Annotated in this window: 18 protein-coding genes; 12 read left to right on the forward strand and 6 right to left on the reverse strand. The window is 63.7% G+C overall.

Annotated features, from left to right (window positions below; genetic code table 11):
- Nucleotides 1-10: 10 nt before the first annotated feature.
- The 4 genes from IFT76_RS03110 to IFT76_RS03125 form a co-directional block, all read right to left on the reverse strand.
- Nucleotides 11-1,033, reverse strand: a complete 1,023-nt coding sequence (locus IFT76_RS03110; protein WP_122478736.1) for a LacI family DNA-binding transcriptional regulator — start codon at nt 1,031-1,033, stop codon at nt 11-13.
- Nucleotide 1,034: 1 nt separating this feature from the next.
- Nucleotides 1,035-2,027, reverse strand: coding sequence for an ABC transporter permease (locus tag IFT76_RS03115; protein WP_185793690.1), 993 nt, complete (start codon nt 2,025-2,027; stop codon nt 1,035-1,037).
- A complete protein-coding gene (locus IFT76_RS03120; protein ID WP_192054195.1) occupies nt 2,024-3,568 on the reverse strand; it encodes a sugar ABC transporter ATP-binding protein in 1,545 nt (514 codons plus the stop codon). Before IFT76_RS03120 ends, IFT76_RS03115 begins: the two co-directional genes overlap by 4 nt.
- Nucleotides 3,569-3,636: 68 nt before the next feature.
- Nucleotides 3,637-4,593, reverse strand: a complete 957-nt coding sequence (locus IFT76_RS03125) for a sugar ABC transporter substrate-binding protein (RefSeq protein WP_122478742.1) — start codon at nt 4,591-4,593, stop codon at nt 3,637-3,639.
- A 214-nt stretch (nt 4,594-4,807) separates the two neighbouring features.
- On the opposite strand from IFT76_RS03125, the gene IFT76_RS03130 reads away from it, so the two are divergent.
- From IFT76_RS03130 to IFT76_RS03145, 4 genes are all read left to right on the forward strand, one after another.
- Nucleotides 4,808-7,594 carry an RHS repeat domain-containing protein gene (locus IFT76_RS03130; RefSeq protein WP_192057380.1) on the forward strand — a complete coding sequence of 929 codons (2,787 nt, stop codon included), beginning with the start codon at nt 4,808-4,810 and terminating at the stop codon, nt 7,592-7,594.
- A 133-nt stretch (nt 7,595-7,727) separates the two neighbouring features.
- Nucleotides 7,728-9,068 (forward strand): cation:proton antiporter, encoded by a 1,341-nt coding sequence (locus IFT76_RS03135; RefSeq protein WP_192057381.1) that lies wholly within the window; start codon nt 7,728-7,730, stop codon nt 9,066-9,068.
- Nucleotides 9,069-9,296: 228 nt separating this feature from the next.
- Nucleotides 9,297-10,742 carry an ATPase domain-containing protein gene (locus IFT76_RS03140; RefSeq protein ID WP_163007616.1) on the forward strand — a complete coding sequence of 482 codons (1,446 nt, stop codon included), beginning with the start codon at nt 9,297-9,299 and terminating at the stop codon, nt 10,740-10,742.
- Nucleotides 10,743-10,763: 21 nt separating this feature from the next.
- Nucleotides 10,764-11,132 (forward strand): response regulator transcription factor, encoded by a 369-nt coding sequence (locus tag IFT76_RS03145; protein WP_192057382.1) that lies wholly within the window; start codon nt 10,764-10,766, stop codon nt 11,130-11,132.
- Nucleotides 11,133-11,155: 23 nt separating this feature from the next.
- Here IFT76_RS03145 and map read toward each other — a convergent pair whose 3' ends face one another.
- Complete coding sequence (gene map / locus IFT76_RS03150) at nt 11,156-11,914, reverse strand: type I methionyl aminopeptidase (protein ID WP_192057383.1); 759 nt, start codon at nt 11,912-11,914, stop codon at nt 11,156-11,158.
- Between the two features lie 392 nt (nt 11,915-12,306).
- Here map and IFT76_RS03155 point away from each other — a divergent pair, with 392 nt between their 5' ends.
- The 7 genes from IFT76_RS03155 (at nt 12,307) to tcuC (ending at nt 18,855) form a co-directional block, all read left to right on the forward strand.
- Complete coding sequence (locus IFT76_RS03155) at nt 12,307-13,767, forward strand: sugar porter family MFS transporter (protein WP_274598223.1); 1,461 nt, start codon at nt 12,307-12,309, stop codon at nt 13,765-13,767.
- A gap of 100 nt (nt 13,768-13,867) precedes the next feature.
- Nucleotides 13,868-14,143, forward strand: a complete 276-nt coding sequence (locus IFT76_RS03160; RefSeq protein ID WP_122478754.1) for a DUF3253 domain-containing protein — start codon at nt 13,868-13,870, stop codon at nt 14,141-14,143.
- A gap of 88 nt (nt 14,144-14,231) precedes the next feature.
- On the forward strand, nt 14,232-15,464 hold the full coding sequence (locus tag IFT76_RS03165; RefSeq protein WP_192057384.1) for an MFS transporter: 1,233 nt from the start codon (nt 14,232-14,234) through the stop codon (nt 15,462-15,464).
- 47 nt (nt 15,465-15,511) lie between these two features.
- The gene (locus tag IFT76_RS03170; RefSeq protein WP_192057385.1) at nt 15,512-15,661 is read left to right on the forward strand and encodes a hypothetical protein; all 150 of its coding nucleotides are present in this window, start codon (nt 15,512-15,514) and stop codon (nt 15,659-15,661) included.
- A 106-nt stretch (nt 15,662-15,767) separates the two neighbouring features.
- On the forward strand, nt 15,768-17,018 hold the full coding sequence (locus tag IFT76_RS03175) for a D-mannose isomerase (protein WP_192057386.1): 1,251 nt from the start codon (nt 15,768-15,770) through the stop codon (nt 17,016-17,018).
- Nucleotides 17,019-17,145: 127 nt separating this feature from the next.
- Nucleotides 17,146-17,370: a DUF6555 family protein gene (locus IFT76_RS03180; RefSeq protein ID WP_185793697.1), complete on the forward strand. Its 225-nt coding sequence runs from the start codon at nt 17,146-17,148 to the stop codon at nt 17,368-17,370.
- A gap of 195 nt (nt 17,371-17,565) precedes the next feature.
- Complete coding sequence (gene tcuC / locus IFT76_RS03185; RefSeq protein ID WP_185793698.1) at nt 17,566-18,855, forward strand: MFS transporter; 1,290 nt, start codon at nt 17,566-17,568, stop codon at nt 18,853-18,855.
- A 137-nt stretch (nt 18,856-18,992) separates the two neighbouring features.
- Here tcuC and IFT76_RS03190 read toward each other — a convergent pair whose 3' ends face one another.
- A complete protein-coding gene (locus tag IFT76_RS03190) occupies nt 18,993-20,456 on the reverse strand; it encodes a glyceraldehyde-3-phosphate dehydrogenase (protein WP_192054183.1) in 1,464 nt (487 codons plus the stop codon).
- Nucleotides 20,457-20,792: 336 nt separating this feature from the next.
- Between IFT76_RS03190 and mfd the strand changes: the two genes are divergently transcribed.
- Nucleotides 20,793-24,242, forward strand: a complete 3,450-nt coding sequence (mfd, locus tag IFT76_RS03195) for a transcription-repair coupling factor (protein ID WP_192057387.1) — start codon at nt 20,793-20,795, stop codon at nt 24,240-24,242.
- Nucleotide 24,243: the final 1 nt, after the last annotated feature.

A 24,243-nucleotide genomic window follows, 5' to 3' on the forward strand; every position in this document is an offset into this window, starting at 1 on the left:
TCTACCACTCTCAGCGCAATTCATGGGAAAGACCGGCGTATCGCGCCGTGGACTCGCGCACCACGATCTGTGGCGCGATGACGTGTTGCGTCGCAGCCGCACCGGCCGCTCCGGCGATGCGCGCCAGAAGCCGCTCGGCAGCCACTTCACCCAATTCGCCGATGCGCTGGCCGACGGTGGTCAGGGCCGGGTACACATAGCGACTGAGCTGGATATCGTCGAAACCGATGACCGACAGCTGTTCGGGCACGCGGACGCCGCGCTCGGCGGCCGCGCGCAGCACGCCCAGGCCGATCATGTCGTTGGCCGCAAAGATCGCCGTGGGCACCGGCCCCGCGAGCAGCTCGACTGCCGCACGGTAGCCACCCGGACTGGTGAAATCGCTGTGCAGGACATGCTCGGGCGCGGGCTGCACGGCGTACTCGGCGAGCGCACGACGATAGCCGTCCAGGCGCAGCTGCGCCACGTGGGTATGTTGCGGGCCACTGATGCAGGCGATGGCGCGATGGCCCAGTTCGAGCAGATGCCGGGTGGCCAGGTAGCCACCCTGTTCGTGATCGATGCACACCAGGTCGGCTGCCACCTGCTGCAGGCCGCGGTCGACGATGACCATGGGCGTGCGCACCGCCGCGAGCATGTCGGTCAGCGCGGCATCGCCACCCACCGAGGCGAATACGATACCGTCGACGCGCTTCTCCAGCAGCACGCGCAGGTAGTTGCGCTGCTTCTGCGGGTCGTCGTCGCAGTTGCAGAGGATCACGCAGTAGCCGTTGCGCTCGCAGCAGTCTTCGATACCACGCGCCAGCTCGGCGAAATACGGGTTGACGCTGTTGGGCACCAACAAGCCGATGGTCGCTGTACTGCGCGCTTTCAAGGAGCGCGCCACCGCACTGGGAACGTAGTTGAGCTCGGCGATCGCCGACTCGACCTTGCGCCGCACGTGCGCGCTGACCGGCCGGCTGTTGTTCACGACGTGCGAGACGGTGGTGTAGGAGATACCGGCTCGCGCCGCCACGTCCTTGATGGTCGCCATGCTAGCCCCGCTTGCGTGCGCGTTGGCTGCGGTAGGTGTCGAGCACCACGGCGATGACGATCACCGCGCCGGTGATGATGCGCTTGGTCGGCTCGGTTGCGCCGATCTGCGCCAGGCCGGCCGCCAGCACGGAAATGATCAGCACGCCAAAGAAGGTGCTGATGACCGAGCCGCGCCCGCCCATCAGGCTGGTGCCGCCGATCACCACGGCGGCGATCACCTGCAGTTCCAGGCCAGCACCGGCATTCGGGTCGGCCGCCTCCAGCCGAGATATCTGGAACAGCGCAGCCACGCCCGCCAGCAGGCCCATGAGGGAGAACACCAGCACCTTGTAGGGCTTGGGGTTGATGCCGGCCAGGCGCACGGCTTCTTCGTTGGTACCGATGCCGATCAGGTAGCGGCCAAACACGGTGCGAGTCAGGGTCAGGTGGGCAATGGCGATGACGCCGAGGGCGATCAGGAACGAGGGCGCTATGCCGAACGCTACCGGGTCGGACAGCCAGGCGAAGGCATCGCCGATATAGGCGGTGCGCGAATCGGTCATCTGGTAGGCAACCCCGCGGGCCATTTCCAGCACACCCAGGGAGACGATGAACGAAGGAATCCGCCAGGCCACGGTGATCGAGCCGGTGATGGTGCCGGCGAGCGCTGCGCAACCCATGCCGAGCAGGGCTGCGGGCAATACGCTCCAGCCCCAGCCGAGGATCGCCACACTGACCGCCGAGGCCGCCAGCGCCAGCACCGACCCCACCGACAGGTCGATGCCGCCGATGATCAGCACGAAGGTCATGCCGACGGCCAGCACCATGAGGTCGGGGATCTGGTTGGCGATGGTGCTGAACGTGCTGTACGAAAGGAAATGGCTGCTGAGCAGGGAGAACAGGACGATCATGGCCAGCAATGCGCCAGCCAGACCCAGATAGGTGCCGAGGCCCAGGTAAGTGCCGCCGGTTTTTGCGCCGGGAGTGTCTTTGGGCAGTGTCGAAGTTTTCATGCAGGGGTCCTTGCTGCAGGCTCGGCCAGCAGCGCATCGCGTTTTTGATAACCGGCGAACGCGGCTGCCAGCAGTTCATCCTGGCTCCAGTGTTCGCGCTCGAAGGTGTCGATCAGGCGGCCGGCCGAGAGCACCGCGATGCGATCGCAGATCAGCATCAGCTCGCGCAGGTCGCTGGACACCACCACCAGTGCCTTGCCCTGACGGGTGAGCTCGCCCAGCAGGGCATAGATGTCGAATTTGGCGCCCACGTCGATGCCACGGGTGGGCTCGTCGAACAGCAGCACGTTGCAGTCACGCTCCAGCCAGCGGCCGATCACCACCTTCTGCTGATTGCCGCCGGAAAGCTCGGCCACCGTCTGCGCCGGGCTGGAACTGCGGATGCGCATGGCCTCGATCTGGCGCTGGGCCAGGCCTCGCTCGGCCTTGTTGTCGACGATACCGGCCGCGGAAATGGCCGGCATGTTGCCCAGGGCGATATTGGCGCTGATCGACTGCGACAGCAGCAGGCCTTCGCCCTTGCGGTCTTCGGTGATCAGGGCGATACCATGAGCAACGGCGTCGGCCGGGCTGCGAATGCTCACCGGTTTGGGTGGTTGACCGATCGCGACGGTACCGGCATCGCTGGCATCGGCGCCGAAGATCAGCCGCAGCAGCTCGGTACGCCCAGCCCCGATCAATCCGGAAATACCGAAAATTTCACCCTGGCGCACCTCGAAGGACACGTCCTTGACCTTGTCGCCACGGGTCATGCCCTGCACCTTGAACATCGGCGCGCCGATGCGTCGCTCGCCCAGGTCGATACGCTCGCCCAGTTCGCGCCCGACCATGAGGTTCACCAGTTGCTCGCTGTCGTAGCGCGCCATCGGTTCGACACACACCAGGCGTCCGTCGCGCAGCACGGCGATGCGTTGCGCGACCTGCGCCAGTTCTTCCAGCCGGTGGGAAATGTAGATGATCGACACCCCGCGTTCGCGCAGCCGCAGGATCTGCGCGAACAGCATGTCGACCTCGCGTGCGGTGAGCATGGCGGTAGGTTCGTCGAGCACCAGCACCTGACAGTCGCCGATCAGGTTGCGGGCGATTTCGACCATCTGCTGATGGCCGATGCCAAGGTCGCTGACCAGGGTGTCCGGGTCGATGGCATCCAGGCCCACCTGCGCCATGGCCTGGCGGGCCTGTTCGCGCAGGCGGCGACGGTCGATCCAGCCAGCACGGCTGGGCAGATCATGGAGGAACAGGTTTTCCGCGACGGTCAGGGTAGGCAACAGGTTGAGTTCCTGCATGACCATGCGCACCCCGCCGCGCTCGGCTGCAGTGCGACTGCCCGGCAGCCATGGCTGGCCCTGGAACTGCATCTGGCCGGTGGTGGGTGCTTCCAGGCCACCGATTATCTTCGACAGCGTGCTTTTGCCTGCGCCGTTCTCCCCGGTCAAGGCCAGCACTTCGCCGCGGTGCAACTCAAGGTCGATGTCCCACAGCACCGGCTGGGCATAGGTCTTGCCGATGCCACTTACCGACAGCACAACGTTGGATGTCATAGGTTTCTCCAGGCACACCTGCAGGCGACAGGCCGGCACTGGCCAGACCTGCCGCGAGGTGCACTGCATCAAGGCTTGGTGACGAGCTCGACCGGGGTCTGGATGACACCGTTGGCGTCGACGTCGAGCTTGTCGCCCTTGACCAGGGCCAAGGCGTTCTGGATGCCGAACACTGCCTGGCGGGCGGCGAACTGGTCGGCCGTGGCCAGTATGCGGCCGTCCTTGAGCATCGGCTTGATGGCATTGATGTTGTCGTAGCCGACCACCTGGACCTTGCCCGCCTTGCCGGCGGCGCGCACTGCAGACACTGCGCCCAGCGCCATGCTGTCGTTGCCGGCCAGCAGCGCCTTGAGGTCCGGGTACTCGTTGAGCATGGCCGAAGCGACGGCATTGCCCTTGTCGATTTCCCAGTTACCCGACTGCACCGAGACGATGTTCATCTGCGCCGCTTGCATGGCGTCCTTGAAACCGGCAGTGCGCATCTGCGCGTTGGTGGTGGTCGGTACACCTTCGATGATCCCCACCTGGTCGCCAGCGCTCAGGCGCGTAGCCAGGTAGTCACCCACCAGCTTGGCGCCCTTGCGGTTGTCGGGGCCCACGAACGGCACCTGGATGCCTTTGCTCTTAAGCACCCCGGCATCGAGCTGGTTGTCGATATTGACGACCTTGATGCCTGCATCCATGGCTTTCTTGATGATGGGTACCAATGCCTTGGAGTCCGCCGGAGCAATGACCAGCGCGTCGACCTTGGCGACGATCATCTGCTCGACGATACGGATCTGGTTGGCGGTGTCGGACTCGTCCTTGATGCCGTTGGACACCAGGTCGAAATCGGCAGCGTGCTCTTTCTGGTAGCTTTTGGCGCCGTCTTCCATGGTCAGGAAGAATTCGTTGGCCAGGGACTTCATGACCAGCGCGACCTTGGGCTTCTGGGTATCGGCGAAAGAGGATTGCAACGGGGCGATGGCGCCGATGGCAGCCATCAGGGAGACAGCGAGCAGGCGTCCGGCGAAGGGCAGCTTCATGGGTTTACTCCGATCTTATGATTGTTATCGAGCGCAGCTTGCGGAAACCCGCAAACGTTTGCGTGACAGGAACTATGGTCAGGGATCGGAGAATTGTCAATCGGTGCCGAGGGCTGTAGCACGGGTCATCACAGCGCCCACTCGAGGCGGGCCGAAACACGGCAGGTTACAACAGCGGGAAACCTATCCCTGATTCCTGTTTATCGGTACTGCCATGACTGACGCTGCTGCTCACACCATCCATGCTGCAACCCCTGCCCTGCGCTGCTTCGACGGCCGGGCGCGGGTGCTGCGCGAGATTGCCTACCACCGCGACCAAGCGGGACCTGCGCAGGCCCGCGTCACCCGCTACGGCCATGACGCCCGCGGGCAATTGATCAGCAGTATCGATCCGCGCCTTCACGCGGCCCAGGCCGAGCGTCCCGAAGTGGCCGCCAACCTGGTACAGGTGCGCAGCTTGAGCGGTCGATGCCTGTACACCCGCAGTGTCGATGCCGGCAACACGCGAACGCTGTACGACGCCTGTGGCCGCGAGGCGATGACATGGCTGGCGAACGGTGTCGAGCAGACGCGCTGCTACGAACCTGCGGCGCTGCCCGGCCGGCTGCTGTCGATCCGGGAACGCTCTGCCCAACGTGCCTTTCGCACCGCCGAGCGCTGGCAATGGGCGGGCGTTGACGCAGAGGCCAAGGCGTTCAACCTGGCCGGCCATTGCCAGACACGTTTCGACAGCGCCGGCAGACACGTCGTGCAAGCGCGCAGCCTGCTCGGTGCAATCGCAGGCGAGACCCTGCAACTGCTAGCTGGCCACACCGAATGCGACTGGGCGCAGGACGATGCCCAAGGCGAGGCGCGGTGCCTGGAACCGCAAAGCCTGACCAGTACGGTGAGCTTCGATGCCTGCGGCGCAATCATCGCCAGCGAGGATGCCAGGGGCCATCGGCAACGCCACGGCCATGACCGTTGCGGGCAGTACCGGGCCAGTTGGGTCACTCGCAATGGCGGCTTGGAGACGCCGGTGGTGCTGGACGTGACCTACACAGCCGGGGGGCAGAAAGAAGTCGAGCGGCATGCCAACGGTGTCGTCATCACCCATACCTATGCAGCCGACACCCAACGCCTGGTCGGCATGCGTACCCAGCGCGCCAGCGACCGCCAGACCTTGCAGGACCTGCGCTACCGCTATGACCCCACCGGCCGGGTGACCCAGGTGCGCAACCAAGCGGAGCAGACACGCTTCTGGCGCAATCAGAAAATCGATCCGCAGCAGGACTACCGTTACGACTCGCTGTCGCAGTTGATCCTGGCCAGCGGTCGGCAGATGGCTGCACTCGGCCAGATGAGCAGCAGCCTGCCATCTGCACTCCCCATCGATACCCACGCCCATGCGCTGTACCAGCGTCGCTACGCGTACGACGAGGCCGGCAACCTGCAGAGCATTCGGCACACCGTGCCAGCCACCGATTCCGGCTACACGGTCAGGCTGACGACCTCGGCGTGCAGCAACCGGGCCGTGTTGAGCAGCGTGTGCGATGACCCTGCACTGGTCGACAGCCAGTTCGATGCCGCCGGGCAACAACGCGGGCTGGACGGCTCCCAATCTGTTGCCTGGAACAGTCGCATGCAGCTGGCCAGCGTGACGCGCGCCGAGGCCGGCACCGAGCACTACCTCTACGGCCAGCAGCACCAGCGACTGCGCAAGACCCACGCGCAGGGAAGCACTTGCTACCTGCCGGGGCTGGAGTTGCGCCAGCATGACGGCCAGACCCTGCATTGCCTCAAGGTAGCCGAACATATTCGCCTATTGCACTGGCCAGACGGCTGTCCCGAGGGCCTGGCCAACGATCAGTTGCGCTACAGCTACACCGACCTGCTGGGCAGTCATGGCCTGGAACTCGACGGCGACGGTCAAGTCATCAGCCGCGAGGAATTCTTTCCGTTCGGCGCCACCTCGGTCTGGGCCTGCCGCCACCAGGTCGAGGCGAGCTACAAGACCGTCCGTTACTCGGGCAAGGAACGCGACGACACCGGGCTCTACTACTATGGCTACCGCTACTATCAGCCCTGGGCCGGACGCTGGCTGAGCGCCGATCCGGCGGGGACGGTGGATGGGCTCAATCTGTATGCCATGGTGCGCAACTCGCCGTCGTCTGCAGTGGATGACGATGGCCGGATGATGCGTGCCTTGTTCAAGGGCGGCGTCGGCGCAGCGGGTATCGGCTACGAGGCGTACAAGTACCACGAACGTCAGTCGCAAGCGCCAGCACAGCCAGCTGCTGCTCCAACCAGCACCTCGATGGGCGACCAGCGGGCGGACAACGCCATGGGCAAGGTTCAGCGCATGAAGGACCAATTCAGCCCGGGGCAGCAGATTCTGAACAGTGCCAAGGGCCGTGCGCAGACGGCAGATCACCTCGCGCATGGGCAAGTGCCGGGCGTCGGTGCAGTGCTCAAGGGCGCTGAAAGCGTTGGCACCGTGGTCGAGTTCAGCCAGACCGGCGACCTCTCGCAGATCAACAAGGCACCTCTGGCGGGGGCTATTGCCACGGATGCGGTGAACGGCGTTGCGCACAGCATCAAGGCCACTATCAAGAATACCCAGAAAGCCGTGCAAGGCACTGCCGAGCTGGCAACCCTGTCCGAAACCAAGGCCGAGGAACTGCAAGCGTCACTGCACGACCTGCAGGAGCTGACGCAAGACAAGCTGATCACCGGCCTGTCGTTCGGCGCTACGGTCAAGGCAGGCCTGGACGGCGCTGCTGCGGTGGTGCCGCATCCAGTAGCGAAGTTCGGACTCAAGGTGTTGTCGACGGCGTGGACCGTGACCGGTGTGGTGCATGGCGCGGAGGAGCTTGGAGAAATTGCCAAGACTCATGAGGATCTGCTTGCGAGCAAGACCGGTGAAAACCTCATGGGGCAGATGAAGACAGTCAATGCGTCGAATCGCACGGGCATCATGGACCGCGTCAAGCAGAGCTATGGTCTCTCGGGCAATCCATAACGCCAGCTCGCCGCCTGTGCCAGTAGCCACTGGCCGCGACGTTTTGCCACTCAACTAACGCTCTCCCTGGCAGTCACAGCTGAAGCGGTTACATTTTGTAGCCATTTCATGGGCGCAAGCCCGGCGAGGCCTGATGAGCTTTATTTTGTGGATGGCCGTTCTTGGCGTCCTGCTGTTGATGCTGGCGCTGACGGCGTCTTACTTGCGCTGGCTGCCGGTGACGACCTCTGCGGTGTGCCTGGCATTCGGCGTGGCCATCGGTCCCATGGGGCTGGGCCTGTTCAGCACCGATTTCAAGGACACCGCCTCGTGGCTCGAGCGCCTGGCGGAGGCTGCCGTGCTGTTCTCGCTGTTCAGCACCGGGATCAAGCTGCGACTTGGCCTGGGGCGCAGCGCGTGGCGAGCGGCCTATATGCTGTCGGGTCCGGTCATGCTGGTGTCGATTCTGGGCGTGTGCCTGGTGGCGCACTACGGCCTGGGCTTGTCCTGGGGCGTGAGTACCTTGCTCGGGGCCATGCTGGCGCCGACCGATCCGGTGCTGGCATCCATGGTCCAGGTGAATAGCGCGCAGGACTTCGACCGTGTGCGCTTCGGGCTGTCGGGTGAGGCCGGGCTCAACGACGGTACGGCCTTTCCCTTCGTGATCCTCAGCCTGCTGATGCTGCACCATGGCAGCCTGGACAGCCACTGGCTGGGCCAGTGGGCCTTGGAGAATCTGCTGTGGGGCGTGCCGGTCGGGCTCTTGGTCGGTTACGGGATGGGCCGGGCCATCGGTCACCTGATGATCTACCTGCGCGTGCGCAATGCCGACAGTACCAACTCGCCCAACGACTTTCTGGCGTTGGCGCTGATTGCCCTGTCGTACTTTGGCGCCGCATCCCTGGGCGCTTTCGGATTTCTCGCAGTGTTCGCGGCCGGCCTGGGGCTGCGTCAGGCAGAGGTGCGTACGTCCAGATCCGAGGTGCCTTCGGAGCATCTGGCCAAGCCGGTCGTGGGGCACCGCGACCTGGCGCCCGAGGAAGGTACCGTCACCCATCCCAAGGATCTGGAGGACGGGCAATTGGCCGCTGGGGTGATGATGGGTGACATCCTGGTGTTCGGCAATCTGGTGGAACGGTCCATGGAAGTGCTGCTGATCACCATTCTGGGGGCAACGCTGTCTGCCTACTGGGACTGGCGTGCGGTCGGCCTGGCGGCGGCACTGTTCTGCGTGATCCGCCCGCTGAGCGTATGGCTGCTGGTCAGCCGCCGCCTGCTCGATGGCCATCAGCGAGCATTGCTGGGCTGGTTCGGCATCCGCGGGATCGGCTCCATCTACTACCTGTGCTACGCACTGGCCCACGAACTGCCTGAGTCGGTCGAGCAGGTGTGTATCAGCCTGACGTTGTCGGTGGTGGCCTTGAGCATTCTGGTGCATGGCATCAGCACCCAGCCGTTGCTGGAGCATTACGAACGTCGGCGGAAATCCGTCTAGCGGTGGTTGAGGTGGATCAGGGGCTCCGCGGTGCTGCCGGACGCGGCTTGCGCCGCTGCTACAGGGAGTGCGAACACCTGCCATACCGTTGGCGCAAGCCGCTGCTACAGGGGCATGGGTTTGGATGCACTGGCTTGGTCAAAAAGGTATAGAATCCCCAGCATTTGATGGATCGGTCACCGTCGTGCAGACATGGCCGATCGCGTACAACCCATACAGGCAGATCGGATATTGGAACAGCTAAAGCGCCTCGCAAGCGGGATTGAAGGGCTCGATTTGTTGCTCAAGGGTGGGCTGGTGGCCGGTGCGTCATACATCGTGCAGGGCCGTCCGGGTTCGGGCAAGACCATCCTGGCCAACCAGTTGGGCTTCAATCACGTGAGCCAGGGTGGCCGCGTACTGGTCGCCACCCTGCTTGCGGAATCCCATGAGCGGCTGTTCCAGTACCTGTCCACGCTGAGCTTTTTCGATGCCTCGAAAATCGGCAACGAGATCCAGTTCGTCAGCGCATTCGACACCCTGGAAAACGAAGGCCTGGACGAAGTGGTCAAGCTGCTGCGCCGCGAAATCAGTCGGCAGAAAGCGACGGTATTGATCGTTGATGGCGTGCTCAATGCCCGCTCCAAGGCCGACTCGCAGATCGACACCAAGAAATTCATCTCCGAGCTGCAGGGCCATGCGGCGTTCGCCGGGTGTACGGTGCTGTTCCTGACCAGCTCGCGACTGGACGACGGCAGCCCAGAGCACACCATGGTCGATGGCGTGATCGAACTGGGCGAGGAGCTGTTCAACACCCGTTCGGTGCGCCGCATCCAACTGCGCAAGACCCGTGGCAGCGGCGCGCTGTCAGGGTTGCACGAATGCGAGATCACCGACGATGGGCTGGTGGTGTACCCGCGCCTGGAAAGCCTGTACAGCCACCCCTCGTGCCCTGACCCCACCGATCTTACCCGCATACCCAGCGGCATTCCTGCGCTGGACAACCTGATTGGCGGCGGTCTGCCGCGTTCCTCGGTGACGCTGGTAATGGGCCCGTCGGGCATCGGCAAGACCAGCATGGGAATCAGCTTCCTGTCGGCGTCCACGCCCGAACAGCCGGGCATGCTGTTTGGCATGTACGAGTCCGAGCGCCGCCTGCAGGTCAAGGCGCGATCGCTTGGCCATGATTTCGAGGCGCTGCAAGCCAGCGGCGCTTTGCACGTGTGTTGGCAACCAACTACCGAAGGGCTGCTCGACGGTCTGGGGGCAAGGCTGCTGCGCCATGTCGAGGTCCATGGCATCAAGCGCCTGCTCATCGACAGCCTGGGCGGCATGGCCCGCACGGCGACCAGCACCGTACGCCTGACCGAGTTCTTCAGTACCCTGATGAGCGAGCTGCGCGCCCGTGGCGTCACGGTGTTCGCCACGTGGGAGGTTCGCGGCCTGTTCGGTCCGGAGATCACCTCGCCGGCGCCAGACCTCTCCAGCATCGTCGACAACATCCTGCTGACGCGATTCGTCGAACATGAGTCTGAACTAAAGCGCCTGCTTTCCATTCTTAAAATCAGAGACAGTTATTATGATCCGTCGCTATTGGAGCTGGTCATTCATGGTCATGGAATCGACCTGAGAAAGGCGTTCACAAATGCAGAGGCAGTGTTATCGGGTAGTGCCTCCACGATTTCGAATCCGTGATGTTGCCGGGGTCGAACTGACATGCCCACTATCCTGATCGTCGACGATGAGTATCTCATCGCCGACATTCTCGGTTACGCGCTGGAGGACGAAGGTTACAAGGCCTTCACCGCCAGCAACGGCAAACGCGCGCTCGAGATTTTCGATAGCGAGTCGCCGGCGCTTGTCATAACCGACTTCATGATGCCTGGCATGAACGGCCTCGAGCTGGCGCAAAAAATTCGCAGCCACGCTTCGCTCGGATCCGTGCCCATTCTTTTGATGAGTGGCGCCCAGGGCGGCGTCGGTCGGGCAACGCCCGAGCTGTTCAACGCCGTGTACGACAAACCCTTCGATATCAACAAAGTGGTTGCGCGTATTCGTGAACTGGTGCCCCTGGATCCGGATTAGCGGCAGGCGCCTGTGCTCGTCCGTTACAGCGTGAGAATCTCGTAGCCATCGGCAGTCACTGCCACCATATGCTCCCATTGCGCGGACAGTGACCGGTCGCGGGTCACCACGGTCCAGCCATCGGCCAACTGGCGGGTTCCAGCCTTGCCGGCGTTGATCATCGGCTCGATGGTGAAAATCATGCCCTGGCTCAAACGCATCCCCTCGCCCTTGCGGCCGTAGTGCAACACTTGCGGATCGTCGTGGTAGATCTGCCCGATGCCGTGCCCGCAGTATTCGCGTACAACGCTGAACCCTTCGCGGTGCGCCACGCTCTGGATGGCGTGGCCGATATCGCCCAAGGTCGCACCCGGCTTGACCACTTCGATACCGGCCAGCATCGCCTCGTGGGTGGTGTCCACCAGTCGCTTTGCCAGCGCGCTCGGCTCACCGACGTAGTACATGCGGCTGGTGTCGCCGAACCAGCCGTCTTTTATGACGGCCACATCGATGTTGACGATGTCGCCGTCGGCCAGCACCACTTCGTTGCTGGGCACACCGTGGCAAACCACTTCGTTGACCGATATGCACACCGTCTTGGTAAACCCGTGATAGCCAACGTTGGCCGGGATTACTTTCAATTCGTTCACGATGTAGGCATTGCACAGCTCGTCCAGGTACTGGGTGGTGACGCCGGCCTGTACGTGCGGTGCAATCATCCGCAGTACGTCAGCGGCAAGCGCCCCTGCACGGCGGGCCAAGGCGACTTGCTCGGGGGTGCGGTTCAGATTCTTGCGGCTCACGGGTTTCTCCTGGGATTCAAGCCTCTATGCTAGCAGAGCGCCGCTGCCGTGCCTGGGCGGCGCACGCCGACATCATTTAATTTCAGACGATACAAAACTTTTTGTAACCACTTCGTTCATAAGACTCACAGCCCAGCGCCATACCGGCAGATGGTCGCGAAAAGCGCACAGGCAGTGTCTTCGGCAGCATGATCGAATGCGGCCCGAAGACTTCAACATTCAAGCAGTTCGACATAATCATAATATCCGCTGGAGCCGACGGCCTTAGGGAGTGTTCCCTTCCCGGGCCGGCATCGCAACACCGAACGCTGATACCTGCCTTGCCCCTTTCGTGCGCGATCCTGCGTGGCGCATCACGACGCATTGCCTGCGCGCAATGAAAGGAATGAGCCTTGTCCAGTTCCAACACCACAACACCCGACACTTCGCCCGCAGGCGAGGAAAACGACGCCACACGCACCTCTCCCGGCCAGATAGTGGTGCGTGTGGCGATCATCGCCACCATGGGCGCGCTGGCTTTCGGCTACGACACGGGGGTGATTTCCGGCGCCCTGCCCTTCATGACCCAGGGGCCGGACCAAGGTGGCCTGGGCCTCACTCCGTTCACCGAGGGCCTGGTGGCTTCCTCGCTGATTCTGGGTGCCGCCTTCGGCTCATTGTTCGCCGGCCATCTGGCTGACAAATACGGACGCCTGACGGCGCTCAAAGGCCTGGCCATCCTGTTCATGATCGGCGCCCTGGGTTCCGCCCTCGCGCCGACGGTGGCGATCATGATCGCCACTCGCTTCGTGCTGGGGTTGGCAGTCGGTGGGGCATCGGCGATCGTGCCGATGTTCATTGCCGAAATCGCCGGCCCCAACAAGCGGGCGCGGCTGGTCAGCCAGAATGAGTTGATGATCGTCACCGGGCAGTTGGTGGCCTATGTCTCCAACGCCCTGCTCGCGCATTTTGCCCACACCCCCGATGTATGGCGCTGGATGCTCGCCATCGCGGTGATTCCGGCCGCCCTGCTGTGGATCGGCATGCACTTCGTGCCCACCTCACCGCGCTGGCTCGCCAGCAAGGGCCGCATGGACGAGGCACGCGAAGTGCTGGAAAGGCTGCGTTCGAGCAAGAAGCAGGTCGACAAGGAAATGAAGGAAATCATTGCCCAGAACGAAGAGCAGCGCGCCGATGTCAGTTGGTCCTCGATCTGGGCCGAGCCCTGGCTGCGTCGCCTGCTGCTGGTGGGCATGGGGCTGGGCTTCGTGGCTCAGCTGACGGGGGTGAATGCGTTCATGTATTTCACGCCGGTCATCCTCAAGTCCACCGGGCTGGGTACCAACGCGGCACTCACCGCCACCATCGGCAACGGCGTGGCTTCGGTGATCGCCACCCTGATCGGCATCTGGCTGGTCGGGCGCCATGGCCGTCGGCCGATGCTGATGACCGGCCTGTGCTTCGTGATCCTCGCGCAGGTGCTGCTCTGCTGCGTGCTGACCATGCTGCCCGCCTCGCTGCTGCAGAGCTACCTGGCACTGGCCTGCATCCTGATGTTCCTGCTGTTCATGCAGACCTTCATCGCTCCGGTCTACTGGCTGCTGATGTCCGAGCTGTTTCCCTCGCACCTGCGTGGCCTGATGACCGGCACGGCGGTGTGCTTCCAGTGGCTGTGCAATGCGTCGGTGGCGTTCATGTTCCCGATCGCCCTGGCCGGCTTCGGCCCTTATACCTTCATGTTGTTCGCGGTGATCAACGTCATGTCGCTGATCTTCGTGATGACTTGCGTGCCGGAAACCCGGGGCAAGTCGCTGGAGCAGATCGAACGGCACATGGAGAAGGAATTCACTCCGGACGAGGCCGCCAGCGCCTGAGCCGGCAACGGGTCAATATGTCCAGTGCGAGACGTTGCAGGTAACATGGCTGAAGTTGTTTTCATATTCGCCATGTTGCCTGCAAGGACGAACGCCCTCCATGACCCATCCCGACGACGTCATCGCCAGCCGCGTCCTGCAACTGCTGGAACAGCGCGCTCCCGGCGCTTCGATCTGCCCATCCGAGGTGGCTCGCTCGCTGGAGCAGGATGAACCGCAATGGCGCGCGCTGATGCCCGAGGTTCGCCGGGTGGCCAGGGCCCTGGCCGCCGCTCGCATCATCGACGTGACTCAAGGCGATGTGCGGCTCGACCCGGACACTGAAGCCGAGGGGCCGATCCGGCTGCGCCGTGGCGCGCACTTCAAGCACCCGTGATGCATGGCCGGCCGCTGCTGCTGACGGGCGTCCGGCCAAATGCCACCGACGGGTACTCCGACTGCCTTCTCCGATCTGGCTGAAACCGATGACTCGAACACCTGCGCAAGACCCTGGCGTCACCGACGACACCTGCAACGACCGGCGTGCCCGGACTCGCTTCTGGCTGATCGCCCTGGCGTTTCTGATCACCATGATCGGCACCACTCTGCCAACACCGCTGTATGCCTTGTATCAACAGCACCTGGGTTTCGGTCCGACCTGGGTGACCTTGATTTTCGCCATCTATGCCGCCGGCGTGATCTTTGCGTTGCTGGCGGTCGGCAGCTGGTCCGATCAACTGGGCCGGCGACCGATGCTGCTGGCCGGCCTGGCCATGGGCGCGCTCAGTGCGCTGATCTTCCTCTGCACCGACTCCATCGGCGGGCTGCTGGTCGGTCGGCTGATCTCGGGCTTCTCGGCCGGCATCATGACCGGTACCGGCACGGTGGCGGTGATCGAGGCGGCGCCCAAGCGCTGGCAGGGCAATGCCACCCTGGTCGCCACCGCGGCCAACATGCTGGGCCTGGGCCTCGGGCCATTGCTGGCCGGGCTGACTTCGCAATTCCTGCCGTGGCCGGTACACCTGGCGTTCGTCGTCCACCTGGTGCTGCTGTTGGCGGCTACCGCAGCCATTCTGTCTGTCGGTGAAACCGTCCGACGCCCAGCCAAGCCGCGGCTTGCCTTCCAACGTCCCAGCCTGCCAGCGGCGGTGCGCGGACCGTTCATTCCTGCGGCCATTGCCGGCCTCGCCGGTTTCAGCGTGACGGGGCTGTTCACCTCGCTGGTGCCGTCGATCATGCGCCAAGTCATGGGTCACGACGGCGGGGTCGTGATCGGCGCGGTGATCTTCGTGCTGTTCGCAGGCTCGGTCGTCGGCCAGGCCTGGGTCCGGCGGATCCGCGACAGTGCGCAGATGAGCATCGGTTGCAGCGTGCTGATCGTGGGCGTTGCCTGCCTGGGCATGAGTATCGCCAGCGCGCAGCTGTGGCTACTGGTGCTGGGCGGCGCCTTGAGCGGCATCGGCCAGGGCCTGACCTTCCGCGCCGGCATGGGCGCGGTGGCCAACGCCGCGCCGGCCGGCCAGAAAGCCGGGGTGACCTCGGCGCTGTTCATCGTCTACTACATGTCCATGTCGGTGCCGGTGATTGCCGTCGGCGTGAGCATTCCACAGTTCGGCCTGCATCATTCGGCGGAATTTTTCAGCGTGCTGGTTGCCTTGGTTGCGGTGGTGGCCATGGTCAGCATGAACGTCGTGCGTGCCCGAGCGTCCAACGTCTGAGGCGACCCGCGCAGGTCGCGACGTATTTCTTCTACAGGAGAATGACCATGACACCGGAAACCGAAGGTACTGAAGAGAAAGGCCCGAACGGCGTGCCTTTCATCAACGACCCAGGCAACGAAGACCCCGGATCGGGCACGAGCGATGCCCCCGTGCCGCTTGACGACGAAGATGATCAAGATGACGCCTATGAATAGGTCGAATCGGCCACATGCATGACTGTACGGGCCAGTGCTCCCCATGACGGAACACTGGCCGCTATGCTGGATGCCTCCTGCATCCCCTAGCGAGGCATTGGTACAGATGGAGCCCCTTACTCCCGCTGCAAACAGCTGGTTGACCCTTCCCGCCCACCGGCACTGGCTGGCCCTGCAGGGGCAGCGATTGCTGGAGTTTGCCAAGGCCGCGCGGATCGAGAACGGTTTCGCCGACCTCGACCACCGTGGCCGACCGCTGCTGTCCAGCGGCGCATTGACCATTCAGACCGCGCGCATGACCCACAGCTTCGCCCTCGCCTGCCTCCAGGGGATCCCGGGCAGCGCAGCCATGGTCGACCACGGCATTCGCACGCTGCAGGGCCCACTGCGTGATGCACGAAATGGCGGCTGGCATGCCAGCGAGAAACCCGTGGCTGCAGAGCGCAAGCAAGCCTACCTGCATGCCTTCGTTGCCCTGGCGGCGAGCTCGGCGGTTGCCGCCGGACGGCCCGGCGCGACAGCGTTGCTGACGGATGCGGTCGATGTGCTGGAACGACGCTTCTGGTGCGAGGAGGAGCAGGCATTCCTGGAGTCCTTCGCCCAGGACTGGAGCGATCCGGAAAGCTACCGCGGTGGCAACAGCAACATGCACGGCGTGGAAGCGTGCCTGGCGCTGGCCGACGTCTGCAACGACGACAAATGGCTGGATCGCGCGCTGGCAATCAGTGAACGGCTGATTCACCACCACGCGGCTGCGGCCAGCTACCTGCCGGTCGAACATTTCGACGCCTGCTGGCAACCCCTGGCGGACTACAACCACGAGCGCCCCGCCGACGAATTTCGCCCATACGGGCAAACCCCAGGGCACGCATTCGAGTGGGCGCGATTGCTGCTGCACCTGGAGGCCGCCAGGCACCGCATCGGCCTGACCAACCCGAGCTGGCTGGCCGACGACGCCCAGCGTCTGTTCGCCGCAGCCTGCGACCTGGGCTGGGCTGTGGACGGGCAGCCGGGAATCGTCTACACCATCGACTGGCAGCACCGTCCAGTGGTCGCGCAGCGCCTGCATTGGACGCTGGCCGAGGCAGTGGCCGCCGCCGCGGCGTTGCACCAGCGCACCGCGGATGCCGCTTACGAGCGCTGGTATCGCGAGTTCTGGGACTACATCGACCTCTACCTGATCGACCGCGAGCACGGCAGCTGGCACCACGAACTCGACGCTCGCAATCGACCGGCAGGGACCATCTGGCCGGGCAAGCCTGATCTCTACCATGCCTACCAGGCAACTTTGTTGCCGACCTTGCCGCTGGCTCCGAGCCTGGCAACCGCGCTGGCCCGCCAGGCCGGCCTGGGCTGAGCTGAGCTGAGCGAGCTACCAGGCAATCTGCGGATTGGCGCGAGCGCGCCAATCCAACGGAATTTTTCTGGCGGGCCATACTCCGACGCACATCACGCCGCTCATCACAAGGAAGAACCTCGGCCCCATGAACAACGCGAAACTGTTCGTCATTGACTATACCCTTCACGGCGATCCCAAATCCTTCGTCATCAGAGCCGAGAAAATGGACAACAGCGAAGCCTGGCATTGGGCGAGCTGCGATGCTGGCGTTGGCCGCATCGGTCGATTCGGCCGCGAGCATGTGACCAAGACCAGCCAGCCCTCGGCCGAGAAATTCGGCATTCACGCGGTGAGCTGGCGCCCTGCCTGAGCAGGCTCGGCGCTCGGATTACCCGCGCGGCAACGTGGCTGGAAAAACTTAGCTAGCGAACGAATTCACTTTACCTGAGGTCGATCTGGAACATATTGTTACAAGATATGTTCCCGGAGTCGGACAGCTGTGCCCGATTGGCCAGGTGTTCGAATCCATGGGTCATCAACAAGATCAAGTAGAGTGAGCACGGCCATGACGTCTGAGGTGGGTAAAGGCAAGGCGATCTTTCGCGTTGTCAGCGGCAATTTTCTCGAAATGTTCGATTTCATGGTCTATGGCTTCTATGCCACGGCAATCGCCAAGACTTTCTTTCCGACCGACAGCGCCTTCGCTTCATTGATGCTATCGCTGGCCACCTTCGGTGCCGGTTTTCTCATGCGCCCGCTCGGGGCAATCTTTCTGGGTGCCTACATCGACCGGCACGGGCGCCGCAAAGGGCTGATCGTGACCCTGGCGTTGATGGCCATGGGCACGGTGTTGATTGCCTGCGTACCGGGCTATGCGACCCTGGGCGTTGCAGCACCTTTACTGGTGTTGCTCGGCCGGCTGCTGCAGGGCTTTTCCGCAGGCGTCGAACTGGGCGGGGTGTCGGTGTATCTGGCGGAAATCGCCACACCAGGGCGCAAGGGCTTTTTCGTCAGTTGGCAGTCTGCCAGTCAGCAGGTCGCCGTGGTCTTCGCCGGCCTGCTGGGGGTATTGCTCAACCACTTCCTGGATGCACGACAGATGGGCGAATGGGGCTGGCGGGTGCCGTTCCTGGTGGGTTGCATGATCGTACCCGTGATCTTTTTCATCCGCCGTTCGCTGGAGGAGACGCCGGAGTTCGAGGCTCGCACCCACCGCCCAACCCTCAAGCAGGTGGTGCACTCGGTGGCGCAGAATTTCCGTCTGGTGCTGGCGGGCATGGCGCTGGTCGTGATGACCACCGTGTCGTTCTACCTGATTACTGCCTACACGCCGACGTTCGGCAAGAACGAGCTGCACCTGTCGGACATGGATGCGTTGCTGGTGACCATGGCGGTGGGCATTTCCAACTTCATCTGGTTGCCGATCATGGGCGCGCTGTCGGACCGGATCGGGCGCAAACCGTTGCTGCTTGCGGCCACGGTGCTGGCGATTCTGACGGCCTATCCGACCTTGTCATGGCTGGTGGCTGACCCCAGCTTCGCGCGTCTGCTGACGGTCGAGTTGTGGCTGTCGTTCCTGTATGGCTCGTACAACGGTGCCATGGTTGTGGCGTTGACCGAGATCATGCCGCTGGACGTGCGCACCACCGGGTTTTCCCTGGCCTACAGCCTGGCCACGGCGACGTTTGGCGGGTTCACCCCGGTCGCCTGCACCTACCTGATTCATGCCCTGGACAACAAGGCGGCACCGGGCATCTGGCTCAGTGGCGCGGCGGTGTTGGGGTTGGTGGCGACTTTGGTGCTGTTTCGTGGCGACCGCCATGCGCAGCGGACTGCGTTGGCGGCGCAGGCGTGAAACGGTGGCGCGGCCTTCGCGGGCAGAGACCCGCTCCCACAAAAGCACGCGGGCTCTGCCCGTGACGGGGTCCTGACTGACACCCACACACAAAAACGCCCCGAACCAGTCGGGGCGTTTTCATTCAGCGGTCAGGCTCAGTGAGGGAAAGCTGGAGGGTTGACGCCCGCCATGTCTTCCATCACGCGCACGACCTGGCAGCTGTAGCCGAACTCGTTGTCGTACCAGACGTACAACACGACGCGGTTGTCGTTGCAGATGGTGGCTTCGGCATCGACCACACCGGCGTAGCGCGAGCCGACGAAGTCGGTCGATACCACTTCCTGCGAGTTGACGAAGTCGATCTGCCGGGACAGGTCCGAATGCAGCGCCATGTAGCGCAGGTACTCGTTCATTTCTTCGCGAGTACTGGCCTTTTCCAGGTTCAGGTTGAGGATGGCCATGGAGACGTTCGGCGTCGGCACGCGGATCGCGTTGCCGGTCAGCTTGCCAGCCAGTTCAGGCAGAGCCTTGGCGGCAGCGGTGGCGGCGCCGGTCTCGGTGATGACCATGTTCAACGCCGCGGAACGGCCGCGACGGTCGCCCTTGTGGAAGTTGTCGATGAGGTTCTGGTCGTTGGTGTACGAGTGAACGGTTTCGACGTGGCCGTTGATGATGCCGAACTTGTCGTTGACCGCCTTGAGCACCGGCACGATGGCATTGGTGGTGCAGGACGCCGCCGAAACGATCTTGTCGTCTGCGGTGATCTGGCCGTGGTTGATGCCGTGCACGATGTTCTTCAGCTTGCCCTTGCCCGGTGCGGTCAGCACCACGCGGTCGATGCCGGGGCAGGCCAGGTGCTGGCCGAGGCCGTCGGCATCGCGCCACACGCCGGTGTTGTCGACCAGCAGGGCATTCTTGATGCCGTACTGGGTGTAGTCGACTTCGCTGGGGTTCTTGGCGTAGATGACCTGGATCAGGTTGCCGTTAACCGTCAGGGTGCTGTTGGCTTCGTCGACATGGATGATGCCGTCGAACGAACCGTGCACCGAGTCGCGACGCAGCAGGCTGGCGCGCTTGACCAGATCGTTGTCGGCGCCCTTGCGCACGACGATCGCCCGCAGACGCAGGCCATCGCCGGCACCTGCCTTCTCCACCAGGATGCGCGCCAGGAGGCGACCGATGCGGCCAAAACCGTACAGCACCACGTCGGTACCGGTACGCTCGCCTTCGTTCTGCTTGCCGACCACGTCTGCCAGTTCTTCACGCACGAACTGTTCGGCAGTGCGCCCGTTGCCGCTTTCCTTGAACTTGACCGCGAGTTTGCCCAGATCGACGGAGGCGGCGCCCAGCTTGAGTTCGCTCATCGCCTTGATCAGCGGGAACGTCTCGTGCACCGACAGCTCCGAGGAATCGGACTGGCGGTGGCGAGCGAAGCGGTGCGCCTTGAGCAGTTCGATCACCGAACGGTTGATCAGGCTGCGGCCGTAGATGGAGGTGACTACGTTGTTATTGCGGTAGAGCTGGCCGATCAACGGAATCATCGCTTCGGCGAGTGCTTCACGATCGATCCATTCACCAAGACACTGGTCGGGCTTCTGAGTCACGGTAACCTTCCACATGTAGGGGCTAAGAAAACGGGCTACATTATGACTTCGCCGCGCGGCGGGAGCAATCCGCGCTTATCGGCGTCGTGAAGTTTGGCGAATCGGGCCGTCAAAAAAACCGAGGTGTACCAATGAGGTAGGCGACACCCGGCGGTTTTATGGCGAGGGACCATGGCGCGCCCTCTGCGGGCCGATTCCTCCGCGATCGAACAAGAAAATCAATGCCCGGATCCTTCAGGGTCTGCTTGTAGAAGCCGCACAATGGCACAACCCCATCACAGCACCTGACAGCCCCCCGCCGCCCCGGTACAATCCCGGTTTTCCGCCGCAACGCTTGGAGCTCAACCTCCCGTGCCTGTTCTGCGCCTTCCGCAACTCCCTGCCTCGGCAGGCAAACATGCCTGGGGCAACCTGCCCGGGGCCGCCCTGAGCCTGGCGATCGCCGAAGCGGCCAATGCCGCCAAGCGCTTCACCCTGCTGCTGACCGCCGACAGCCAGAGCGCCGATCGGCTGGAACAGGAACTGCGCTTTTTCGCCCCGCAGTTGCCGGTGCTGCATTTCCCCGACTGGGAAACCCTGCCCTACGACCTGTTCTCGCCGCACCAGGACATCATCTCGCAGCGCATCGCCGCCCTCTACCGCCTGCCCGAGCTGGCACACGGGGTTTTGGTAGTGCCCATCACCACTGCCCTACACAGGCTGGCACCGACCCAGTTTCTGCTCGGCAGCAGCCTGGTGCTGGATGTTGGTCAGCGCCTGGACGTGGAGCAGATGCGCACGCGCCTGGAAGCCAGCGGCTACCGCTATGTCGACACCGTCTATGAACACGGCGAGTTCGCCGTGCGCGGCGCCCTGATCGACCTGTTCCCCATGGGCAGCAAACTGCCCTACCGGATCGACCTGTTCGACGACGAGATCGAGACCCTGCGCACCTTCGATCCGGAGACCCAGCGTTCCATCGACAAGGTCGAATCGATCCGCCTGCTGCCGGCACGTGAGTTCCCCTTGCAGAAGGAGGCGGTAACCCGCTTCAAGGCGCGCTTTCGCGAACGCTTCGACGTCGACTTCCGGCGCTGCCCGATCTTCCAGGACCTGAGCAGCGGCATCACGCCTGCTGGCATCGAGTACTACCTGCCGCTGTTCTTCGAAGAAACCTCGACCCTGTTCGACTACCTGCCCCAGGACACCCAGGTGTTTTCGCTGCCCGGCATCGAACAGGCCGCCGAGCATTTCTGGAGCGATGTGCGCAACCGCTATGAAGAGCGCCGGGTCGATCCCGCGCGGCCCCTGCTGCCGCCCGCAGAGCTGTTCATGCCGGTGGAAGACTGCTTCGCCCAACTCAAGACCTGGCCGCGCGTCATCGTTAGCCAGGACGATCTGGAACCGGGGCCGGGCCGCGAGCGCTTTGCCGCAGCCAAACTGCCGGACCTGGCCATCGAGGCCAAGGCCAGCCAGCCCCTCGCCGCGCTGGCCGGATTCCTCGACCAGTTCCCCGGGCGGGTACTGTTCACCGCCGAATCGGCTGGCCGTCGCGAAGTGCTGCTGGAGTTGCTCGAGCGGCTCAAGGTCCGCCCGAGGACCGTGGACGGCTGGGAAGAGTTCGCCCAGGGCAAGGAGCGCCTGGCGATCACCATCGCGCCACTGGACGAGGGCCTGCAGATTCTCGACCCGGCCCTGGCCCTGATCGCCGAAAGCCCGCTGTTCGGCCAGCGCGTCATGCAGCGCCGGCGCCGTGACAAGCGTGCCGACGCCGCCAACGACAACGTCATCAAGAACCTCACCGAATTGCGTGAAGGCGCGCCAGTGGTGCACATCGACCACGGTGTGGGCCGCTACCTGGGTCTGGCGACGCTGGAGATCGACAATCAGGTTGCCGAGTTCCTGACCCTGGCCTACGCCGAGAACGCCAAGCTGTACGTGCCGGTGGCCAACCTGCACCTGATCGCCCGCTACACCGGTAGCGACGATGCACTGGCGCCGCTGCACCGGCTTGGTTCGGAAACCTGGCAGAAGGCCAAGCGCAAGGCGGCCGAGCAGGTCCGCGACGTGGCCGCCGAGTTGCTCGACATCTATGCGCGCCGTGCTGCCCGCAAAGGCTATGCCTTCGCCGACCCGGCGCTGGACTACGCCACGTTCAGTGCCGGCTTCGCCTTCGAGGAAACCCCGGACCAGCAATCGGCCATCGACGCGGTGCGCCACGACATGCTGGCGCCCAAGCCGATGGACCGCCTGGTGTGCGGCGACGTTGGCTTCGGCAAGACCGAAGTGGCCATGCGTGCCGCGTTCATCGCCGTGCACGGTGGTCGTCAGGTGGCCATTCTGGTGCCGACCACGCTGCTCGCCCAGCAACACTACAACAGCTTCCGTGACCGCTTCGCCGACTGGCCGGTCAGCGTCGAGGTGATGAGCCGCTTCAAGTCGACCAAGGAGGTCAACAGCGCGGTGGCGCAACTGGCCGAGGGCAAGATCGACATCGTCATCGGTACCCACAAGCTGCTCCAGGACGACGTCAAGATCAAGAACCTGGGCCTGGTGATCATCGACGAGGAGCACCGCTTCGGGGTGCGCCAGAAAGAAGCGCTCAAGGCCCTGCGCAGCGAAGTCGACATCCTGACCCTGACTGCCACGCCGATCCCGCGCACCCTGAACATGGCCGTGGCCGGCATGCGTGACCTGTCGATCATCGCCACGCCGCCGGCACGGCGGCTGTCGGTGCGCACCTTCGTCATGGAGCAGAACAAGAGCACCGTGAAGGAAGCACTGCTGCGCGAGCTGTTGCGCGGTGGCCAGGTGTACTACCTGCACAACGATGTGAAGACCATCGAGAAATGCGCTGCCGACCTCGCCGAACTGGTGCCCGAGGCACGCATCGGCATCGGCCACGGCCAGATGCGCGAGCGCGAGCTCGAACAGGTGATGAGCGACTTCTACCACAAGCGCTTCAACGTGCTGATTGCTTCGACCATCATCGAGACCGGCATCGACGTGCCCAGCGCCAACACCATCATCATCGAGCGTGCCGACAAGTTCGGCCTGGCCCAGCTGCACCAGCTGCGCGGCCGCGTGGGGCGCAGTCACCACCAGGCTTACGCCTACCTGCTGACCCCGCCGCGCCAGCAGATCACCCCGGACGCGGAAAAGCGCCTGGAAGCCATCGCCAACACCCAGGACCTGGGGGCGGGTTTCGTTCTGGCTACCAACGACCTGGAGATCCGCGGTGCCGGCGAGCTGCTCGGCGAAGGCCAGAGCGGGCAGATCCAGGCAGTCGGCTTTACCCTGTACATGGAAATGCTCGAACGCGCGGTGAAGTCGATCCGCAAGGGCGAGCAGCCCAACCTCGATCAGCCGCTGGGAGGCGGCCCGGAAATCAACCTGCGTCTGCCGGCCCTGATTCCCGCGGACTACCTGCCCGACGTGCACGCACGCCTGATCCTCTACAAGCGCATCGCCTCGGCGGTGGACGAGGACGGTCTCAAGGATCTGCAGGTGGAGATGATCGACCGCTTCGGCCTGTTGCCCGAACCCACCAAGAACCTGGTGCGCCTGACCCTGCTCAAGCTTCAGGCCGAGCAGCTAGGTATCACCAAGGTCGATGGCGGCCCGCAGGGTGGACGCATCGAGTTCGGCGCCAGCACGCCGGTGGATCCGCTGACCCTGATCAAGCTGATCCAGAGCCAGCCCAAGCGCTACAAGTTCGAAGGCGCCACGCTGTTCAAGTTCATGGTGCCGATGGAGCGCGCCGAGGAGCGTTTCAACGTCATCGAGGCGCTGTTCGAACGCCTCACGCCGAAAGCCGGTTGAT

Origin of the sequence: Pseudomonas sp. CFBP 13727 (assembly GCF_014841915.1) — a bacterium.
Taxonomy (GTDB): Bacteria; Pseudomonadota; Gammaproteobacteria; order Pseudomonadales; family Pseudomonadaceae; genus Aquipseudomonas; species Aquipseudomonas baltica.